At 75.0% G+C, this 18,875-nt stretch carries 16 protein-coding genes; 8 read left to right on the top strand and 8 right to left on the bottom strand.

The window, feature by feature from the left end:
• Positions 1-93 precede the first annotated feature (93 nt).
• Complete coding sequence (locus ACRYR9_RS06930; protein ID WP_432493746.1) at positions 94-1,743, top strand: cell wall-binding repeat-containing protein; 1,650 nt, start codon at positions 94-96, stop codon at positions 1,741-1,743.
• 47 nt (positions 1,744-1,790) lie between these two features.
• Here the strand turns inward: ACRYR9_RS06930 and ACRYR9_RS06925 are convergent, their stop codons facing one another.
• Both ACRYR9_RS06925 and ACRYR9_RS06920 read right to left on the bottom strand, forming a co-directional pair.
• Positions 1,791-2,813 carry a hypothetical protein gene (locus ACRYR9_RS06925; RefSeq protein WP_432493744.1) on the bottom strand — a complete coding sequence of 341 codons (1,023 nt, stop codon included), beginning with the start codon at positions 2,811-2,813 and terminating at the stop codon, positions 1,791-1,793.
• A 7-nt stretch (positions 2,814-2,820) separates the two neighbouring features.
• Complete coding sequence (locus ACRYR9_RS06920) at positions 2,821-3,096, bottom strand: type II toxin-antitoxin system Phd/YefM family antitoxin (protein ID WP_432493742.1); 276 nt, start codon at positions 3,094-3,096, stop codon at positions 2,821-2,823.
• Between the two features lie 123 nt (positions 3,097-3,219).
• Here ACRYR9_RS06920 and ACRYR9_RS06915 point away from each other — a divergent pair, with 123 nt between their 5' ends.
• From ACRYR9_RS06915 to ACRYR9_RS06900, 4 genes are all read left to right on the top strand, one after another.
• Positions 3,220-4,383 (top strand): heparan-alpha-glucosaminide N-acetyltransferase domain-containing protein, encoded by a 1,164-nt coding sequence (locus tag ACRYR9_RS06915; protein WP_432493740.1) that lies wholly within the window; start codon positions 3,220-3,222, stop codon positions 4,381-4,383.
• A gap of 82 nt (positions 4,384-4,465) precedes the next feature.
• Positions 4,466-5,419: a cell wall-binding repeat-containing protein gene (locus ACRYR9_RS06910; RefSeq protein WP_432493738.1), complete on the top strand. Its 954-nt coding sequence runs from the start codon at positions 4,466-4,468 to the stop codon at positions 5,417-5,419.
• Positions 5,420-5,516: 97 nt separating this feature from the next.
• Positions 5,517-7,025: an NlpC/P60 family protein gene (locus tag ACRYR9_RS06905; RefSeq protein ID WP_432540183.1), complete on the top strand. Its 1,509-nt coding sequence runs from the start codon at positions 5,517-5,519 to the stop codon at positions 7,023-7,025.
• Between the two features lie 156 nt (positions 7,026-7,181).
• Positions 7,182-10,010: a fibronectin type III domain-containing protein gene (locus ACRYR9_RS06900; RefSeq protein WP_432493734.1), complete on the top strand. Its 2,829-nt coding sequence runs from the start codon at positions 7,182-7,184 to the stop codon at positions 10,008-10,010.
• Positions 10,011-10,055: 45 nt separating this feature from the next.
• On the opposite strand, the gene ACRYR9_RS06895 is transcribed toward ACRYR9_RS06900, so the two are convergent.
• The 3 genes from ACRYR9_RS06895 to ACRYR9_RS06885 form a co-directional block, all read right to left on the bottom strand.
• The gene (locus ACRYR9_RS06895) at positions 10,056-12,395 is read right to left on the bottom strand and encodes a putative bifunctional diguanylate cyclase/phosphodiesterase (protein WP_432493732.1); all 2,340 of its coding nucleotides are present in this window, start codon (positions 12,393-12,395) and stop codon (positions 10,056-10,058) included.
• Positions 12,396-12,687: 292 nt separating this feature from the next.
• Positions 12,688-13,008, bottom strand: a complete 321-nt coding sequence (locus ACRYR9_RS06890; protein ID WP_432493730.1) for a hypothetical protein — start codon at positions 13,006-13,008, stop codon at positions 12,688-12,690.
• A gap of 57 nt (positions 13,009-13,065) precedes the next feature.
• On the bottom strand, positions 13,066-13,308 hold the full coding sequence (locus ACRYR9_RS06885) for an XRE family transcriptional regulator (protein WP_432493728.1): 243 nt from the start codon (positions 13,306-13,308) through the stop codon (positions 13,066-13,068).
• A 156-nt stretch (positions 13,309-13,464) separates the two neighbouring features.
• Between ACRYR9_RS06885 and ACRYR9_RS06880 the strand changes: the two genes are divergently transcribed.
• Entirely contained in the window at positions 13,465-13,743 is a 279-nt protein-coding gene (locus ACRYR9_RS06880) for a YrhK family protein (protein WP_432493726.1), read from the top strand.
• Between the two features lie 19 nt (positions 13,744-13,762).
• Here ACRYR9_RS06880 and ACRYR9_RS06875 read toward each other — a convergent pair whose 3' ends face one another.
• The gene (locus ACRYR9_RS06875; protein WP_432493724.1) at positions 13,763-13,951 is read right to left on the bottom strand and encodes a hypothetical protein; all 189 of its coding nucleotides are present in this window, start codon (positions 13,949-13,951) and stop codon (positions 13,763-13,765) included.
• A 270-nt stretch (positions 13,952-14,221) separates the two neighbouring features.
• On the opposite strand from ACRYR9_RS06875, the gene ACRYR9_RS06870 reads away from it, so the two are divergent.
• Positions 14,222-15,613, top strand: a complete 1,392-nt coding sequence (locus ACRYR9_RS06870; protein WP_432493722.1) for a diguanylate cyclase domain-containing protein — start codon at positions 14,222-14,224, stop codon at positions 15,611-15,613.
• Between the two features lie 49 nt (positions 15,614-15,662).
• Positions 15,663-17,123: a peptide MFS transporter gene (locus tag ACRYR9_RS06865; RefSeq protein ID WP_432493720.1), complete on the top strand. Its 1,461-nt coding sequence runs from the start codon at positions 15,663-15,665 to the stop codon at positions 17,121-17,123.
• A 31-nt stretch (positions 17,124-17,154) separates the two neighbouring features.
• Here ACRYR9_RS06865 and ACRYR9_RS06860 read toward each other — a convergent pair whose 3' ends face one another.
• Positions 17,155-17,778: a PIG-L deacetylase family protein gene (locus tag ACRYR9_RS06860; RefSeq protein WP_432493718.1), complete on the bottom strand. Its 624-nt coding sequence runs from the start codon at positions 17,776-17,778 to the stop codon at positions 17,155-17,157.
• A gap of 59 nt (positions 17,779-17,837) precedes the next feature.
• Positions 17,838-18,863 carry a glycoside hydrolase family 6 protein gene (locus ACRYR9_RS06855; protein ID WP_432493716.1) on the bottom strand — a complete coding sequence of 342 codons (1,026 nt, stop codon included), beginning with the start codon at positions 18,861-18,863 and terminating at the stop codon, positions 17,838-17,840.
• Positions 18,864-18,875 lie beyond the last annotated feature (12 nt).

Genomic DNA, 18,875 nt, shown 5'->3' with positions numbered 1-18,875 from the left:
AACGGCCGAAAACCCGGGACGCGACGTGCCAGGGTGGGGCACCGCGTCCCGACGGGGTGCGGCTGCCCTTGTCCCCGCGTCGGACGGACCACCGTGCCCCACCGCACCGCTCCCCGCGCCACCGCCCTCTTGCTCGGCGGCCTCGCCGCCACCACCGCCCTGGCCACCACCGCCCTGAGCGCCGCCCCCGCTCCGGCCGCCGCCGCACCGGCCGAAACCCTCACCGCCAGCTGCGCCACGGGCCTACCCATCAACCACCCCGGGTGCGGGCGCACCTACCCCGGCGCGGACGCCGCCAACGGCACCCTGGAACTGCGCGGCCCCGACCGGTGGGCCACCGCCGTCGAAGCCGCCCGCACCGGTTTCCCCGACGCGGACGTCGCCGTCCTCGTCAACGGTGAGGGCGCCCACCTCGTGGACGCCCTCACCGCCGCGCCGCTCGCGCGGCGCCTCGCCGCGCCCGTGCTGCTGACCGCCCGCGACGAGCTGCCCCACGTCGTCGCCGAGCACCTGCGCACCCAGGGCATCAGCACCGTGCTCATCGTCGGCGGTTCCGCCGCCGTCGCGCCCGTCGTCCAGGCACAGCTCGCCGCCGCCGGCGTCACCGACGTCGGGATCGTGCAGGGGGCGGACCGCTACGCCACCTCCCGCGCCGTCGCAGCCCTCCAGCCCGGCGCCACCCACGCCTGGGTGGCCTCCGGGGAGGACGGCCACCTCGTCGACGCCCTCGCCGCCGGTGGCCCCGCCGCCCGGCTCGCCGAACCCCTCGTCCTCGCCCCCACCACCGGTGACGCGCAGGCCACCGCCGAGCAGCTGCGCGCCGCTGGGGTCACCTCCACCACCGTCGTCGGCGGCACCGCCGCCGTCGGCGACGCGGTCGCCGCCCAGTTCCCCGCCGCCACCCGCGTGCGCGGGGACAGCCGGTGGACCACCGCCGCGGCCGTCGCCGCCGACGCCGTGGGCCGCGGCGTCAGCCGCACCGACCTGCTCGTCACCAGCGGCGAGGCGAACCACCTCGTCGACGCGCTCGCCGCCGCACCCCTCGGTCGCGCCACCCTGCTCACCGGTTCCGGCGGCGCCGGCACTGACCTCGTGCGCGCCTGGCTCGCCGAAGGCAGCGATCGCACCACGTTCGTCGGGGCGGCCGCCGCCGACCTGGTCTGCTGGGACGCCACCGCCGCCTGCACCCGCGTCGCCTCCACCGACGTCGACGGCGACGGCACCACCGACGACGTCGCCCTCGCCGGCGCGCAGGACGCCGCCACCCGCCAGGTGCGGGTGCGGGTCCGCGGCGACGTCACCACCCTCGACGTCCCCGACGGCGACTACCCGCCCACCGCGGACTGGGTCGGCGCCACCGCCCTGGACGACCGCCCCGGCGCCGAGCTCGTCGTCCTCACCGGCGTCGGCGCCCACGCCGAGCAGAACGCGGTGCTGACCTGGCGCGACGGCGCCCTGCGCGCGACGGCCGGCCCCGACGGCAGCGAGGAGTGGTTCGTCGACGCCTCCTACGCCCTGAACCAGGGCATCACCTGCGAGGAACCCGGCAACATCACGATCCGCACCACCGACTGGGCCGACACCAGCGGTGACCGGCTCATCGGCACCGCGGAGAACTACATCGCCCAGGACGGCGTCTGGACGCCCAGCGGCGCCACCTCCGCCGAACTCCTGGCGCCCGGGGACGTGCCCGACGCCTACGCCGGGTGGCACTGCCCCGGCCTCCCGCGCTTCGGCAGCTGACCGACCGGTCCGCCGTGCCGTGGGCGCGGCGGACCCGCCGGTGAGCCTCAGCGGCAGGCGAACGTCTGCGTACGCGCCATGATCAGCGGCTGCCCGTCCGCGTCCGGCACCGGCAGTTCCGTCTGCGGCCAGTACGTCTCCGGGAACGCCAGCCACCCGTAGGCGCGCTGGAAGGCGCCCTCCCGGGCGAGGGACTGCGGCTCGTCCGGGTCGACGCGACCACCGAGGCCGGTGAACGCCTCGTAAGTCCCCTCCGGGATCGCTGTGGTGCGCGTGGCGGCGGGGTCGCTCGGCCAGGTCGCCACGCACGCACCGCTCTGCCCGCCGAACTCGTGCTCCAGCAGCGCCTCCCGCACCGCCCAGTGGTCAGGGTGCTCGTACTCGGCGTAGCGGGAGTCCCCCTCGCACGGGCGGGCGGTGCAGGTGCCGTCGGCGGCCCGGTTCTTCCCCGCGTCCGGCGCGTCGTTCGCGTACGACGCACCGATCACCCGCCGCAGCGGCAGGTCGGGCAGTCGCCCGCCGCGCAGGTCCAGCACCGCCTCGACCGCCTCCACGACGCCGTCCGCGGTCAACTGCCCGTCGCCGCCGTCGACGGCGACGCGGGCCCCGTCCTCGGACACCCACACCTGCGCCGGGCGACCGGCCACCTCCACGGTGGACGCCGACATCTCCGCCAGCACCGGCAGGTGCGGGTCCGTCTCGGCGGCGGCGTCCAGGAAGGTGTTCCAGCTGCCGGTGCGGGCCTGCTTGCACGAGTCGGTGCCCGGGCCCCGCGGCAGGGGAGCGGGGGCGATCTCACCCCACGCGGTCCGGGTGCCGCGCTCCACCTCGCCGGGGGCGCAGTTCGCGGTCGCCTCACCCAGCGTCAGGGTCACGAAGACCGTGTAGGCGCCCGGCTCCTCCGCGAGCAGGGACCACGCCTCCAGCTCGTCGTCCGGGTGTGGCGCCACCACGAGATCCAGCGCGTCGGCCGGCGGCGCCGGGGACGGCTCGGCCGCGGGGGAGGTGCAGGCCGTCAGCAGCGCCGACACGACCACCGCGGCTCCCGTGGCGATCACCCCGCGCAACACCGCGACATCATGTCACCGTGCGTGAACCGGTCGTCCGCGCCACCGCGGCTCCGTCGACGAGCTCGTCGAGGTCGCCGCGGAGACGGTCGGCGAGGCCGGGGCGCAGGTGGGACAGAGCGCCGACGACCTGTCCGACGGGCACCCAGGTCTGCGGGCCGGTCGGCTGCGGCGGGCTGTAGGGGCTGATGGTGGCGACGGGACGCCCCTCGCTGGTCACGGTGAAGGTCTCGCCCTCCTGCACCTCCCGCACGATCTGCGCGCAGTGGTTGCGGACGTCGCGCACGGGCACGCTCTTCGCGCCGGGAAACGTGGCGCGACCCGCTGCGACCCGCTCCGCGTCTCGGCAACGCCGGTGCGGGCAGGAGATCGCGACCCGGCCGTCCCCGCGGGCTGGCACAGTGGCCGGGTGAGCGGACCGGCCCAGCAGAGCGCGCCCACGGCGCAACGCCCCGCGGGCCCGCAGCGGCGGGTCACCAGCCTGGACGTGGTGCGCGGGCTCATGCTCTGCGTGAGCGTGGCGGTGAACTCCCTGCTGCTCACCCCCGCGTGGTTCGACCACGCCGAGTGGGCCGGGGTGAACGGCCTCGACCTCGTCTTCCCCGTGTTCGTGGCGCTGACCGGTTGCGGGCTGGGGTTCGCGATGCACCGGCGCACCGACGTGCGCAGCCTGGCCCGCCGCGTCCTCGTGCTCGTCGCCGTCGGCCTGCTCTACAACGCGCTCGTCTCCGGGTCCTGGGAGTGGGCCACCTGGCGGTTCACCGGGGTGCTGCAGCTGTACGCCGGGGTCGTCGTCGTCATCGCCCTGGCGCACCTGCTCACCCGCACCGCCCGCGGCTGGTTCCTCATCACCGTCCTCCTGGCGGCCGCCCACACCGCCGTGCTCGCCGCCTACGCCACCACCTGCCCCGGTGAAGAACTCACCCGCGAGTGCAACCCCTCCGGTGCCGTGGACGTCGCGCTCTTCACCGCCCCGCACGTCTACTGGCAGGGCGCCGCCGGTCACGACCCCGAGGGTCTGCTGGCGATCCTCGGCGCGTGCGTGTCCGCCGCCGCCGGCGCCTGCCTCGGGCACCTGCTGCTGACCGCCCGCGCACGCGGCGACTCCCCCCGCCAGGCCGCCGGGCCCGCCCTCGTCCTCGTCGCGGCCCTGGCCGCCGTGGCGTGGCTGAGCGGCACCGTGCCCGACCTCGCCGCCGGGGTGGACGTGCCCGCGATGAAGCGGTTGTGGACCGCGCCGTTCGCACTCGCCGTCGCCGCCGGCACCGGTCTGGCCCTGCTGGGCGGGCACGTGCTGCTGGACTCCGCGCGCACCCCCACCGCGCTGCGCCGCGCCATCTGGCCGCTGGAGGCGCTCGGGCGCAACAGCCTGCTCGTGTACTTCGGCTCCCACGTGCTCATGGCGCTGCTCGTCCACGACGTCGACGGCGCCGGCCGCACCCTCGCCCAGCGGATCGCCGCGGCGGTCGCCGTGGGCGGGCACGAACAGGTCAGCTTCACCGTGCTGATGCTCGCGGCGTGGACCGCGCTGGCCGCGGTGCTGCACCACCGGCGGATCTACCTGCGCCCCTGACAACCCGTCATCAGCCGTTCCCCGGTGCGCTGCACCGCTCGCTGCCACACTGACCGGGCACCGCGACCACCCAGGAGACACCATGCGCCGCCCGGCCCTGCTCACCCTCACCCTCGCCGCCGCCCTCGGGGTGGCCACCGCCGTCCCGGCCCAGGCCGCCGACGAACGGATCTTCGGACAGGACCGCTACGGCACCGCCGCCGCCGTCTCCGCGCAGTTCGAGGGCAGCTCGTACGCCGTGTACCTGGCGACGGGGGAGAACTTCCCCGACGCGCTCGCCGCCGGTGCTGCTGCGGCGGGCGACCAGACCCGGGTGCTGCTCACCGGCCGCTACACCGTCCCGCAGGCCACCCTGGACGAGCTCGAACGACTCGGTACGAGTGCGATCAACCTGATCGGTGGCACGGCCTCTGTCAGCACCGCCGTCGAGACGGAGCTGAAGCGGCTCGGCTACTCGGTCCTTCGCCTGGACGGTGACGACCGGTACGACACGTCCGTCACCACCGCCCGGATCCTCTTCGACGAGCCGGACACGATCTTTCTCGCGACCGGTGAGAACTACCCCGACGCGCTGGCCGGGGCAGCGGCCGCCGGCAGCCAAGGGGCGCCCATCGTCCTCGTCGGCCGCACCTCCCTGCCCGAGCCGGTGCGCTACGCCCTCTCGGGCGAGACCTTCCTCCCCTTGAAGCCGAGCCGGTTCATCGTCCTCGGCGGGCAGAGCGCCATCTCCGACACGGTCCTCGACCAGATCCGCGCCCTCGGGTACCAGGACGCGACCTTCGAGCGCCTGGAGGGCGCCGACCGCTACGGCACCGCGGTCGCCGTCGGGCAGCGCTTCTTCCCGGACAGCACCGCCGCCGTCCTCGCCGTCGGCGAGAACTACCCCGACGCGCTCGCCGCCGGACCGTTCGCCGCGAACACCGCCGCCCCGCTGCTCCTCACCGGCGCCGCCACCACCCCCCAGGCGACGCAGGCCGAGCTCGACCGCCGCGGCACCACCGACCGGTTCTACGTGGGCGCCGCCCGCCCCTCCTGAACGCTCGGACGGGAGCTCCGCTCGCCGATGGGGAGCGGAGCCCCCGCGTCGCGGTGGGGCGGTGAGCTCGGCAGGAGGAGGACGGGAAGTGCGGATCGTGACCGGACGCTGGACCACCCGCGCGGCACTGGCCGTGGCCGGTGCGCTCTCCTTCAGCCTGCTCGGCGCGCTCGCCCCCGCGAGCACCGGCCTGCCGGCCCCCGCGCACGCCGCGCCCTGCACCCCCTCCGGTGACATCGGCGCCCGCTGGCGGGCGATGGGCGCCGAGCGGTCCACCGCGGGCTCGTGCACGGGCGCCGAGTTCGGCGTATCCCGCGGTGGCCGAGCGCAGGTCTTCCAGGGCGCCACGTTCTACTGGTCGTCCGCCACCGGCGCGCACCCCGTGTTCGGGGCGATCCGCGAGGAGTGGGCACGCACCGGCTGGGAGAACGGCCCCCTCGGGTTCCCCACGAGCGAGGAGTTCGCCGTCCGCGACGGCGGGCGCGTTCAGCGGTTCGAGGGCGGGCTGGTGCTGTGGACGCCCGCGTCGGGAGCGCACGAGGTGCGCGGCGCGTTCGGTGGCCTCTTCGCCGCGCAGGGCTGGGAGAACGGGTACCTCGGGTTCCCCGTCACCGGTGAGGTGGCGCTCGCCACCGACGGCGGCCGGATGCAGACGTTCCAGGGCGGCACCGCCTACTGGGTCGAGGGCATCGGCGCGAAGGTCGTGCGCGGCGCGATCCAGGCGGCGTGGGGGCAGCACGGCTGGGAGGCCGGCGCGCTCGGGTACCCCGTCACCGACGAGCACGACGTGCCCGGCGGCCGGCGCAGCGACTTCCAGCGCGGGTACATCACCTGGAACGCCACCACCGGCGCCACCGAGGTGACCATCACCGACGACACCGGCCCGTGGCTGCGGCCGACGTCCTGGCACCAGCCCGTGGCGGCGTGCCGCCCCATCGAGATCGGCTACAACGGCTCCCGCGTGAAACTGGTGCAGCGCCGCCTCGGCCTGCCCGGCAGCGAGGTCGAGTGGAACAAGGGCGCCACCACCGACGCGGTCCGCGCGTTCCAGCGCTCCGCGCGCCTGCCCGTCACCGGCGTGGTGGACCGCACCACCTGGGAACGCCTCGGCATCGCCGAGGACTTCTGCATGGACGGCTGGCAGCACCCCATCGAGGTCGCGCCGAACGCCCTCGCCGCCCAGCGCGCCGAGAAGATGATCGAGGTCGCCCACCGCTACCTCGGCACCGAGTACGTGTGGGGCGGTGCCGGGCCCGTCGGGTACGGCACCGACTGCTCCGGCCTGGTGCTGCAGTCCATGCTCGCCGCCGGCCTGTCCCCGCGGCCGGTCACCGTGGACAAGCACCCCCTGGCCGACTACCGCACCTCCGCCGAACTGTACGCGCACCGCGGGCTGCGGCACCTGCCGCTGGCGCAGGTGCAGCGCGGCGACCTCGTCTTCTACACCTCCGACTCCACCGGCCGGATCGTGCACGTCGCCATCGCCCTCGGCGGCGGGAAGATGATCGAGTCGCCCAACCAGCGCGGCGTCGTGCGCGTCGTGGACATCACCACCGAGCGCGGTGCGGAGACGGTGGCCCCCACGGTGGTGCGCCCGTTCAACTGAGGCCCCTCCGACACGGTTCCACCCTCAGGGTGCCCGGTGGCGTGGTGACTGGCCCGATCGAGTGTTCCTGCGTGTGAGTTGGCTCCTCCTCCTGAAGAACTGGCCGCTAGCGGTCGACGGACGGACAGGTCCGCCCTGCCGTCCGAGGAGAACCGCATGTCCCGCACTGCCCGCACGTGGGCGTGGCTGCTCGCCATCGCCCCCGCCCTCGCACTGACGGCCCCGTCCTCCTCCGCAGCCGCGAGCACGGGGGAGTACCTCTCCGCCGAGGTCGTCCAGGTCGCCACCGACACGGGCCTCGGGGAGCACGCCGAAGGAGCCGGCCACGAGCACGCGGACGACATCGCCACCTTCCTCGACACCGGCGACGGGGAGCTCAAGAGCGTCGACCACCCGCGCGTCGAGGCCCTGCCCAGCGGCACCGACGTGGTGGTCCGCGTCGCCGACGCCGACGCCGAGGAACTCGACGTCCTCAGCGTCAGCCACGTCGCCGCCGCGAGCGAGGGCACGGTGCCCGGGACCGTGGCGAACACCGCCACCCCGCACACCGTGCGCATCGCCATGGCAGTCCCCGCCGGCGCCACCCAGGACGCCCAGCCCTTCACCGAGGAGCAGGTGAAGGGCGCACTGGCCGAGGCGTCCGCCTACTGGAGCTCCCAGACCGGCGGTGCGATCACCTTCACGGCCACCACGACCGTGCCGTGGTACCAGTCGCAGAACACCTGCGCCAACTACAGCGGCATGTGGAGGGAGGCCGCCGGCAAGACCGGCTACAACCGTGGGGCGAACGACCACCTCGTCGTCGTGGTGCCCGCCAGTGCCTACCACGACAAGCAGTGCGACGCCTACGGCAAGGGTGAGATCGGATTCAGCCCGAGCGTCGGCGGGATGCTGTACGTCACCGACCTGGAGCCCTCGCTGTGGGCCCACGAGCTGGGCCACAACTTGAGCCTCAGCCACGCCAACGCGGTTTACCACCCCACCCTGAGCGACATCGCCTACAGCGGCGGGTACAGCGGCGGTCAGTGGGTCCCGTACGGCGACCTCTTCGACGTGATGTCCTACTCCGGCCCCACGATCGGGCGTGGCAACGTCGGGGTCGCCGGCCAGGACAAGCTCGGGCTCCAGTCCGGCGGCATCCAGACCGTCACCCAGTCCGGCACCTACAGCCTGAAGGCCCTGCCCGTCGCCTCCGACGGTGGCACCTACGGCCTCGAGGTCGTCGACGGCGGCATCAGCTACTACGTCGAACTGCGCGGCGACAGCGCGGGTGACGCCCTCGCCGCATCGGACTGGCGCCGGCCCGTCAAGGGCGTCCGCGTCACCAAGCGGGACCTGACCGACGGTGGTTCCGTCGTGCTCGACGGCAGCCCCACCGGCAGCCCCAGCGATGCGGACTGGGTCGTGCCGAAGGACTCGACGCTGACCTCCGCCAGCGGCCGGTTGCGCGTGAAGACCATCTCCTACGACGGCGCCGCCGCGAGCGTGCAGATCACCCTCGCTGCAACCGCCCCCGCTGCCCCCACCGGCGTCACCGCTACCTCCTCCGGCAGCGGTGCCGCCACGGTCAGCTGGACACCCGGCGCCGCGAACGGCGGAACCACCACCGAGCACACCGTCACCCCGTACGTCGACGGCACACCCCTCACCGGGAAGGCCCAGGTCGTCACCGCGCCGGCCACGACGGCGAGCTTCACCGGCCTGGCCGACGGCACCACCCACACCTTCAGGGTCAAGGCGAAGAACGAGGCCGGGTACGGCGCCGAGTCCGCCGCGTCCGCGCCCCTCCTCGTCGCCGGCGTCCCCGCCGCGCCGACCGGGGTGACCGCATCGCTCACCGGCGCCGTCGCCACCGTCACCTGGCAGGCGGCCGCGGGCAACGGGTCGGCCGTCACCGGGTACACCGTCACCCCCGCCGAGGACGGTGCCGCCCAGCCGGCGAGGACCGTGACCGGCACGTCCACCGAGTTCACCCTCACCCGGAGCGGCTCGTACACGTTCACGGTCAGCGCCACGAACACCAAGGGCACCGGCCTCGCCAGCGCCCCCAGCGCGTCTGTGAACTACACCGTTCCCGTCGCGACGCCGTCCCCGACCACCCCGGTCAGCACACCGGTGATCACGCCGGCCCCGGCACCGGTCGCGGCCCCGACAGCGGTTCCGACCCCGGTCAGCCCCCCGGCTCCCGAGCCGACCGCCACCCCGAAGCCGACCGCCACCCCGAAGCCGACGCGGACCTCAACCCCCGAGCCCACCACGACCGCCACCCCCAAGCCCGGGAGCCCGGTGCGGAACGCGGACGGTTCCACCACGTACGCCGGGGTCGGTGGCCGCCCCGCCGTCGTCACGGGCGCCATCCAGGGCGCTTACGACGCGACGGGTGCTGCCGCCGGCCGCATCGGCCTGCCCGACGGGGAGGAGTTCCCCGTCCGCGACGGCGGGCGCGTGCAGCGCTTCGAGGACGGGCTCATCTACTGGACGCCCGCCACCGGGGCGCACGTCGTCACCGGTGCCGTGCGGGAGCTGTACGCCGGCAAGGGCTGGGAGAACTCCGGGCTGGGGTACCCCACGAGCGGTGAGATCCGCATCAAGGACGGCGGTGTGGTGCAGCGCTTCCAGGGCGGTCTCGTGTACTGGACGGCCGGTACGGGCGCGCACGAGGTGAAGGGCGCGATCGGGGAGCTGTACGCCGGCGAGGGCTGGGAGAACTCCGGGCTGGGGTACCCCACGAGCGGTGAGATCCGCATCAAGGACGGCGGTGTCGTCCAGCGGTACCAGGGCGGTCTCGTGTACTGGACGGCCGGCACCGGTGCGCACGAGGTGAAGGGCGCGATCGGGGACCGGTACGCCGCCCTCGGGTGGGAGAACTCCCCCCTCGGGTACCCCGTCAGCGCTGAACACCCCGTGCCCGGCGGGGTCCGCCAGGACTACCAGCGCGGTTCGATGACCTGGGAGTCGGCCACCGGGCGGGTCACCGTCTCCTGACCCGCCCCGCGGCCCCACCGGTGTCCGGCGGGGACGAAGGGACTCCTACGAGTGGAGGGTCCGCAGGGTCTTCTTCGGTTGGGCGACCGCCACCGCTTCGTGCCGTTGCAGCCAGTCGAGCACGTCGTGGGCGGGCATGGGGCGGGCGTGGTGGTAGCCCTGGGTCTCGTCGACCCCGAACGCGGCCAGGCGGTGCAGGGTGGCGGCGTCCTCGACGCCTTCGACGAGCAGGCGCAGGCCCAGGCTGTGGGCGAGGTCGGCGGTGCTGGCGATGATCGCTGCGGTGCGCGGGTCGCTGCCCAGGCGGGAGGTGAAGGAGCGGTCCAGCTTCAGCTCCACGGCCGGCAGGTCCTGCAGGTACGCCAGGCTGGAGTAGCCGGTGCCGTAGTCGTCGATGCTGACGGCCACGCCCAGGGCGATGAGCTCGTCGATGGTGGCGCGGCTGCGCTGGGGGTCCAGCATGAGGGTGGTTTCGGTGATCTCCAGGACCAGTGCGGCCGGGTCCAGGCCGGTGCCGGCCAGCACGTCGTGCACGAGGGGTCGCAGGAGCGGGCCGATCAGGGAGCTGGCGGCCAGGTTCACCGCGATGCGCAAGCGGTGTCCGGCTTCGTGCCAGCCGGCGGCTTCGTGCACGGCTTGGTGCAGCACCGCGGTGGTCAGTGCTTCCATCAGGCCGTGGTCCTCGGCGACGTCGAGGAACGCTGCCGGGGCCAGCAGGCCGCGGTGGGGGTGCTGCCAGCGCACGAGGGCTTCCATGCCCACGACGGTGCCGGTGCGCAGGTCGACTTGCGGTTGGTAGTGCACGGTGAGTTCACCTGCGCCGATCCCGGAACGCAGCTCCTGCGCCAGCCGCAACCGGTCCCGGTCGGCGCGGTCCGCGGCACCGTCGTAGACCGCGACGCGGTCCTCGCGACCCCGCGCGCCGTGCACGGCGACCCCCGCCCGGCGCAGCAGTTCCATCCACTCCCTCGACTCCCGCGCACCCGCGGCGCCGTCGTCGACGGCCGTCCGCACCACCTGCGTGAACGGCCACGTCGCGATGCCGAGGTACGAGCCCACGTGCACCTCGTGCCCCGCGAGGGTGAAGGGCGCGGCGAGCACGGCCCGCAGCTCCTCCGCCTGCTCCCGGGCCTGCTGTTCCCCGGAGTCGGGCAGGAGCACGCAGAAGTCGTCCCCGCCCAGGCGCACCGCCACCGCCCCCGCGGGCACGTGGCGCTGCAGGCGGGTGGCGACCTGGCGCAGCAGGTCGTTGCCGTGACCGTGGCCGAAGTGCTCGTTGACGTCCTGGAAGCGGTGCAGGTCGATCACCAGCAGCGCCACCCGCCGCCCGCGCTCGCCCCGGGTGCCGCCGACCGCTTCCAGGTGCTGCAGCAGGGCGCGGGTGGTGCCCAGGCCGGTGAGGGGGTCGGTCAGGGCCAGGCGGTGGCGGTTCGCCAGGTCCATCACCTGCCGCGCCACCACGACGATGCTCACCGTCACCCCCACCAGGACGACCGCGGCCAGGTGCACCGCCAGCGGCGGCAGGGCCTCGCGACGGTCCCAGAGCAGCACCCCGGTGGCCGCGGCCAGGGCGATGGCCGGGCTGACGAGCACCGGCCGGCGGGTGACGACCCTCTCGTTCCACAGCACCGGCGGCAGCCACGCCGCCCCCGCCGAGACCAGCAGCGAACCGAGCGTGAACGTGTCGATCCCCACCTGGACGGCGGGCGAGTGCAGCACACCGCCGTCCCGCGCGACCCGCAGGACGTCCGCCACCAGCAGCGAGGCGAACGCGACGACCGTCCACGCCAGGCGGCGGTCCGCGCGCCAGCCCACCTGCACGCCGTGGACCACGGCGATCACCACCAGCAGCAGGTCCAGCAGCGGCCGTCCCGCCACCGCGTTCGCCGCGGCCGTCCCGAACCCCGCCCGCTGGCCCAGCCACGGCGCCAGGGTCGCCGCGCTGACCGTCGCGCACGTCAAGACGATGAACACCGCCCGCGCCCACGCTCCCGGCACCGGGTGCTGCTGCCGCCCGCGCAACCACTTCACCTGCGCGGCGTACAGCAGCAGGTAGCTGGCCAGCGCACCCAGCGCCAGCACCGGGTGCGCGTCCGCCGCCCGGAACCGCACCGCCGGCACCCCCCGGCTGGACCACAGCAGCGCCACGTTCGCCACCGCCGGCAGGCTCGCGCCCGTGGCGAACAGCACCCACACCGCCCGCTCGGCGCGCACCCGCACCGCCCGCAGCACCAGCGCGCCGCACGCGAGCGCGACCAGCACGGTCTGCGCCAGCGTCACCACCCCGACCGCGCTCGAGGCCAGGGCTCCCACCGCGCACACCCCGACCGCACCCAGCACGAGCAGGGCCGGCCAGCGGGCGCGCGTGAACGATTGCAGAGTCACGGTCCTCCTCAGCGGCGGCGCGCGGTACACGTCCGCACCCCTCGACGGTCTCCGCGCGGACACCCGCGACCGGCACCGCGGCATCACCGACGGAACTCGACCGGGGCCACTATGCGACACGACGACCCTACCGAACCCTCACGCAGAGTGATGGGCTTTCGGGGAACAGCGCGCGACCTCGCGGTGGTGCGCCCGCCCGGCTGAGCGCCTGTCCACGGGTCCGAGCGGATCCCGTCCGCGAGCCGTGCGCAGCTGGTGTGGCGCGAGCCCGTCTCGGAGACCCCGAGCACCGTCAGCATCGAGACCATCGAGCGCCGGGTGTGCAGGACCGTCCCGCCCGGTGCGCGGACGGCGTCGCGGTCGAAGCGCTCGATGAGCAGGACGTCCCCGCCCGCCGCCCGCACCACCTCGACGGCGGGACCGCGCGCCCGTCCTGGACGAGCGCGGCGAGGTGCAGCAGTTCGTCGAGCGTGGCCGCCCCGTCGCGCGCGACGTACCGGTCCGGGGCGTCCTGGAAGTCGAGGGCGCCGATGCGGTAGCCGGCGGCGTAGCGGAACGCGGGCACCGCCTGCCCGTGCAGCTGCTCGCCGGTGTCCTGCAGCGCCCCGGCCACGACGGGTTCCGTGGTCCCCGGCAGCCGGACCCGGACGAACGCGCGGGTGGGGAGGCGTCAGGAGTCATCGTCGATCTCGACCCTGCCCCGGTGCACGCGGCGGGGCAGCAGCGCCAGCCTGGCCCGGGCGAGCTCGGCGACCCCGGGCAGTTCCTCGGCGTCCACCGAGAACAGCGGAACCCCGCACGCGACGGCCGCCTCCAGGACGGTGCCGACGGCCGTGCCGGGCGCGCCCCTCTCGATGCGGCCCACCAGGCCGGCGCGGAACCCGCCCCGAGGGTGCGGGCCAGCACGGCGCACGCCGCGACGGTACCCGCGGCGAGCGCGGGCACGAGCGGTCGGAACGTCACCGGACCTCCTCGGTGGCAGCGGGCAGCGGTCCCCCCGATCCCGTCCTGGTGCCGCCGGTGGCGCCGCCTGGCCCGGACGGGACCGCCCGGCTACGGTGCTGCGACCGTGAAGCTCTTCCACCCCGGCAACCCGAACCGCAGCGAGGAGGCGCAACGCCTCTACGCCGCCTTCGAGGTCTGGTACACCCTCGTCGACTTCGCGGCCGCCGCGCTGTTCGTCGTCGGCAGCGTCCTGTTCCTGTGGGAGCGGACCACCACCACGGGCACCGTGCTGTTCATCGTCGGGTCGGTGTGCTTCGCCCTCAAACCCACCCTGCGCCTGGTGCGCGAGCTGCGGATGGCGAGGATCGGGGACACCGAGGACCTGGCGCAGCGCGCGGAGTGAGCCGCTCGGGACGTCGCGGTCACGCGGTGGTCAGGTCGTGCTCGGGGACGTGGACGTTCCAGCGGCGCAGCCAGGCGGGAGTCGGGGCCCGGAACTCCGCCGGGTACGGCCCGCAGGCCACCACCGCCCGGCTGACGCCCCGGGCGGGCGCCACCGCCTCCACGGTGCCGCGCGCGGCGCGCAGCACCTCCAGCGCCCCCTGACGCACTCCCGGGGCACGGCTCGGGCCGCGCGGCCGGGACCGGCCGGTGCCACACTGGCCGCGCCCGACGACCCCGACGTCAGGGAGCGCCCGTGCGCCACCGCCCCGCACCGCCGACCCCCGTGCCCACCCCCGGTGCACCCCACCCGTCCTGACGCCCCACGTCCTCAAGCGCACCGGGGCGCGGGCCGATGTGGAGGGGGTGCCGGGGTCCAGGACGACGAGCCGGGCGCGGGTCCCGCACCCGCGCCGGCCGCGCTGACGCGCGCCCCCGTCGTGGAACCGCGGGACGACCTGCCGGCCCGGCTGGCCCGGCTGGCGCAGGAGGAGCGCGCCCCCCTGCAGCGCGCCCTGGACCTCGCGCACACCGTGCTCGCGCACCGGGTGGGCGTGCGGCGCGCCGAGGTGCTCACCCACGAGGGGGGTGACCTGGTGGTCGTCGCCCGGGCCGGCGAGCCCGGGCCCGTCCCCGGCGAGTGCGTGGTGCTCCCGCTGCGGCACGGCGGCACCGAGCTGGGGCTGCTGCACCTGCACGGCGGTGACCCGTCCGGCCTGGACCCGCTCCTGGGCGCGGTGGTCGACCACCACCTGGCCGTGGCGCTGCGCGACGTGGTCGCCGCCCGCGAGCAGGCCGAGCTGCACCGCGTCACCGACGCGGTGCGGCGCCTGTTCGAGGAGGGCGCGCGGGCGGTCAGCGTGGAGGCCGCCGGCCGGCTCCTGGCCGCCGTCACCGCCGACGTCCTGGGCACCGAGCGGACCGCCGTGATGCTCGTGGACCCCGACACCCGCGTCACCCACGTCCTCGGCATCGGGCTGCCCGACGGGCTGGAGGAGCAGCTCGCGGCGAGCCTGGTGGGCCGCCTGGCCCGCGACTCCCCGGCCTGGCGGCGCGCCACCGAGTCCGGCGGCCCCGAGGTCGTCGACGACGCCGCCACCGCCCCCGTGCGCCCCGGCGGGTTCGTGCGGACCCTGGGGGTGCGCTCCTACGTGTCGCTGCCGCTGATGAGCGCCGAGGGCCTGGTCGGCAACGCGATCTGCGGGGACGTCACCCGCCGCCGCACCTGGACCGCGGCCGACCGCGTCCTGGCCCGGCGCCTGGCCCTGCAGGGTGCCGTGGTCGTCGACAACGCGCGCCTGCGCGAGCTGGAGCGGGCCCACCTGCGCCAGCTGGAGCACCGCGCGTTCCACGACCAGCTCACCGGCCTGCCCAACCGCGCGGCGCTGCTGGGCACCCTCGGCGACGCCCTCGACCCCGTCACCGGGGACGGCCGGGTGGCGCTGCTGCTCATCGACCTCGACGGCTTCAAGCGCGTCAACGACACCCTCGGCCACCACACCGGCGACGTCCTGCTCCAACAGGTCGCCGGCAGGCTGCACGAGCTGCTGGTGCCGGGGGCCACGGCCGCGCGCCTGGGCGGCGACGAGCTCGCCGTGGCCCTGACCGGCCCCGCCACCGCGGGCGCCGCCGACCTCGCCCGCACCGTCCACGAGCGGCTCGGGCAGCCCTACGAGATCGAGGGCAGCGCCGTGCGCACCGGCGCCAGCATCGGCGTCGCCCACGCGCCCCGGCACGCCACCGACGTCACCGGCCTGCTGCGGGCCGCGGACGAGGCGATGTACCGGGCCAAGCGCGCCGGCGGCGGCCCGCGCACCGTCGGCGACGGCTGAGCACCCCCGGGTGTGCGCGGGCCCGGGCGCAGGAGCATCCTGATCGCCCATGAGCGAGGCCCTTCAGCGACGACGCTCCGACCACGGTTTCCTCGGCCAGCCGAGGACCCTCGCCAACCTCTTCGGCGTGGAGATGTGGGAGCGGTTCTCCTTCTACGGCATGCAGGGCATCCTGCTGATCTACCTGTACTACTCGGCGGCCCGGGGCGGCCTCGGCCTGGACCAGGACACCGCCACGAGCATCGTCGGCGCCTACGGCGGCCTGGTGTACCTGTCCACCATCGTCGGCGCCTGGCTCGCCGACCGCGTCCTCGGGCCCGAGCGCGTCCTGTTCGCCAGCGGCGCGGTCGTCCTCGCCGGGCACGTCGCGCTCGCCGTGCTGCCCGGCCTGCTCGGCGTGGGCGTCGGCCTCGTGCTCGTCGCGTTCGGCAGCGGCGGCGTGAAGGCCACCGCCACCACGATGGTCGGCGCCCTCTACGCCGAGGGCGACGAGCGGCGCGACGCCGGGTTCTCCCTGTTCTACCTGGGCATCAACCTCGGGGCGCTCGCCGGCCCGCTGCTCACCGGCCTGCTGCGCGACGCCGCCGGGTTCCACTACGGGTTCGGGCTCGCCGCGATCGGCATGGCCGCCGGCCTGGTGCAGTACTGGCTGGGCCGCAAGCGCCTGCCCGAGCACTCCCGCCACGTGCCCGACCCGCTGCCGGCCGCCCGCCGCACCCCCGTCGCGCTCGCCGCCGCCGGGGTCGTCGCCGTCGTCGTCGTGCTCGCCCTGCTCGACGTGCTGACCCCGGACCGCCTCGACGAGGTCGTCGTCGCGCTGGTGGTGGTGGCCTCCCTGGCCTACTTCGCGATCGTGCTGGGCAGCTCGCGCATCAGCGCCACCGAGCGGAGCCGCGTCCTGGCGTTCATCCCCCTGTTCCTCACCAGCGTCGCGTTCTGGGCGCTGTTCCAGCAGCAGTTCACGGTGGTCACCGTCTACTCCGACCAGCGCCTGGACCGGAACCTGTTCGGCTGGGAGATGCCGGTGGCCTGGGTGCAGTCCATCAACCCGGTGTTCATCATCCTGCTGGCGCCCGTCTTCGCGGCCCTGTGGACGAAGCTGGGCAGCCGGCAGCCGTCCACCCCCGTGAAGTTCGCCCTCGGCGCCGCGTTCATGGGCGTCGCGTTCCTGCTGTTCATCCCGATGGCCGGCGGCGGCCCGGCCAGCGCCCCGCTGCTGGGCCTGATCGGCATCCTGCTGGTCTTCACCGTCGCCGAACTGCTGCTGTCGCCCGTGGGGCTCTCCGTCACCACGAAGCTGGCGCCCGAACTGTTCCGCACCCAGCTCGTCGCGCTGTTCTACCTGTCCGTCGCGCTCGGCACGGCGCTGGCCGGCACCCTCGCCGGGTACTACTCGCCCGACACCGAGCGCACCTACTTCGGCCTCATCGGCGGCACCGCCATCGTGGTCGGCGCCGTGCTGCTGCTCCTGAGCCCCCTGGTGCGGCGGCTGATGAGCGGGGTGCGCTGAACCCGCCGCGCACCCCGCCCCGTCGCGGACCTCACACCTCCAGCACCATGCGGTGCGGCACGAACCCCTCCGCGCAGCCGATGCGGGACTGGAACCCCCGGTAGCCGGCCTGGTCGCGCACGACGTCCAGGTCCACCATCCGCGAGTCGGCGACCTGGCTGCGGTGGCACCCCAGGGCGGTGGTCTTCTTGTCCAGCGCGGAGGTGATGTCCACGAACAGGTGCGGGCGGAAGCCGAAGCTGCTGGGGGACTCGTAGGTGAGGACCTGCCGGCAGTGCCGGGCCGCGCCCAGCGTGGCCAGGGCGACGGCCCGGTGGTCCTGGTGGGTGTCGTCCACGCCGTGCGTGTAGACGACGTCGGCGCCGACGCTGCGGATGACGGACTCGATGAGGTGGACCAGCTCCAGCTCGTGGTTGGACACCTCGCCGTCGCGCAGGTCGCCCCACACCAGGTCCGCGCCCAGGGTGGCGGCGGCCTCCTCCTGCTCGGAGATCCGGCGGCCCACGTCCCCCGGCCCCGACTGGCCGTGGGTGATGACGAGCATGGTGACGCGGTCGCCGGAGGCGGTGTGGCGGGCGAGGGTGCCGCCGCAGCCGAGTTCGATGTCGTCGGGGTGGGAGCCGACGGCCAGGACGCTGCGCGGGGTGGTGGACACGGTTGCTGCTCCTCGGGGTTGGGGTGCGGTGCGGTGCGGTGTGGTTCGGTGTGGTGCGGTCAGGTCCCGGAGGTGAGCACGAGGGCGTACTCGGGCCACCAGGTGCCGGCGGTCGGGGCGCCGTCGCGGCAGTCGCCGTCGGACGTGCCGGGTTCCTTCACCCACAGGTATGCGTCGGCCAGGTCGCTGCCGGTCGCCGTGGTGGGGGTGACCCCGATGCGCGCCGTGGGCGGGTTGCACCAGGCCTCGGGGTCGTCGGTGCGGGACGTCGCCCCGGCACCGTTGCGGCTGGTGTCGACGACGAAGTGCGCCCCGTCCAGGTACGCGGACAGCTCCTCGCCGTAGGCCAGGGAGTCCTCCGTCGTCTGGAAGTTCGACACGTTCAGGGCGAACCCGTCCGCGTCGTCGATGCCGGACGACCACAGCGCGTCGGCCAGGGCGTCCAGGTCGCTCACCCAGTCGGAGTTCCCCGCGTCCAGGTACACGGTCGTGGACGGCAGGGCCGCGAACGTGCCGACCGCCGAGGCGAGCGCGGCGTACCGCTCGTCCGCGTCGACGTCCGTCGCGGACCCGGAGACCACCTGGGCGACGGCGTCCGGCTCCACGACCACCACCGCGGGGCGGTCGCCGATGCCGGCGGCGACCTGGGCGACCCACGTCGCGTAGGCGTCGGCGTCCGCGGCGCCACCGGAGGAGTAGTGGTCGGCGTCGCGGCCGGGGACGTTGTAGACGACGATCACCGGGACCTGCCCGGCGGCCTGCGCCGCCGTCGTCAGCTCCTGCGCGCTGGCCGCCGGGTCGGCGTGCTGGCCGGAGAACCACGTCGCCACCGGGGCCTCGGCCACCACGGCCAGCTGCTCGGCGGCGGCGGTGTCCCCCTCCGCCGTCCACTGCGCCACCTGCAGCGCCGCCGGGGAGTCCGGCAGGACGTAGAACTCCGTCCCGGCCAGCGGGTTCACAGTGGCGGTGGCGGTGGCGGTGGCGGTGCTCGCGTGCGAGGTGCTGCCCGAGGTCCCCGAGCAGGCCGCCAGGGCGCCCACGGCCATCGCCACGAGCACCTGCCGCCTCAAGAGGCGTGCAGCCACGTGGTCACCCCG

The sequence above is a fragment of the Kineococcus auxinigenes genome, from assembly GCF_050871525.1.
In the GTDB taxonomy this organism is placed as follows: Bacteria; Actinomycetota; Actinomycetes; order Actinomycetales; family Kineococcaceae; genus Kineococcus.
Note: the sequence above shows the minus strand (reverse complement) of the source record. Positions and strands in the feature narration are given on the sequence as shown.

What these genes read in the sequence shown, in the direction of transcription:
- ACRYR9_RS06910 (WP_432493738.1), top strand. Translation starts at nt 4,466, where the DNA reads ATGCGCCGCCCGGCCCTGCTCACCCTCACCCTCGCCGCCGCCCTCGGG.
- ACRYR9_RS06900 (WP_432493734.1), top strand. Translation starts at nt 7,182, where the DNA reads ATGTCCCGCACTGCCCGCACGTGGGCGTGGCTGCTCGCCATCGCCCCC.
- ACRYR9_RS06865 (WP_432493720.1), top strand. Translation starts at nt 15,663, where the DNA reads ATGAGCGAGGCCCTTCAGCGACGACGCTCCGACCACGGTTTCCTCGGC.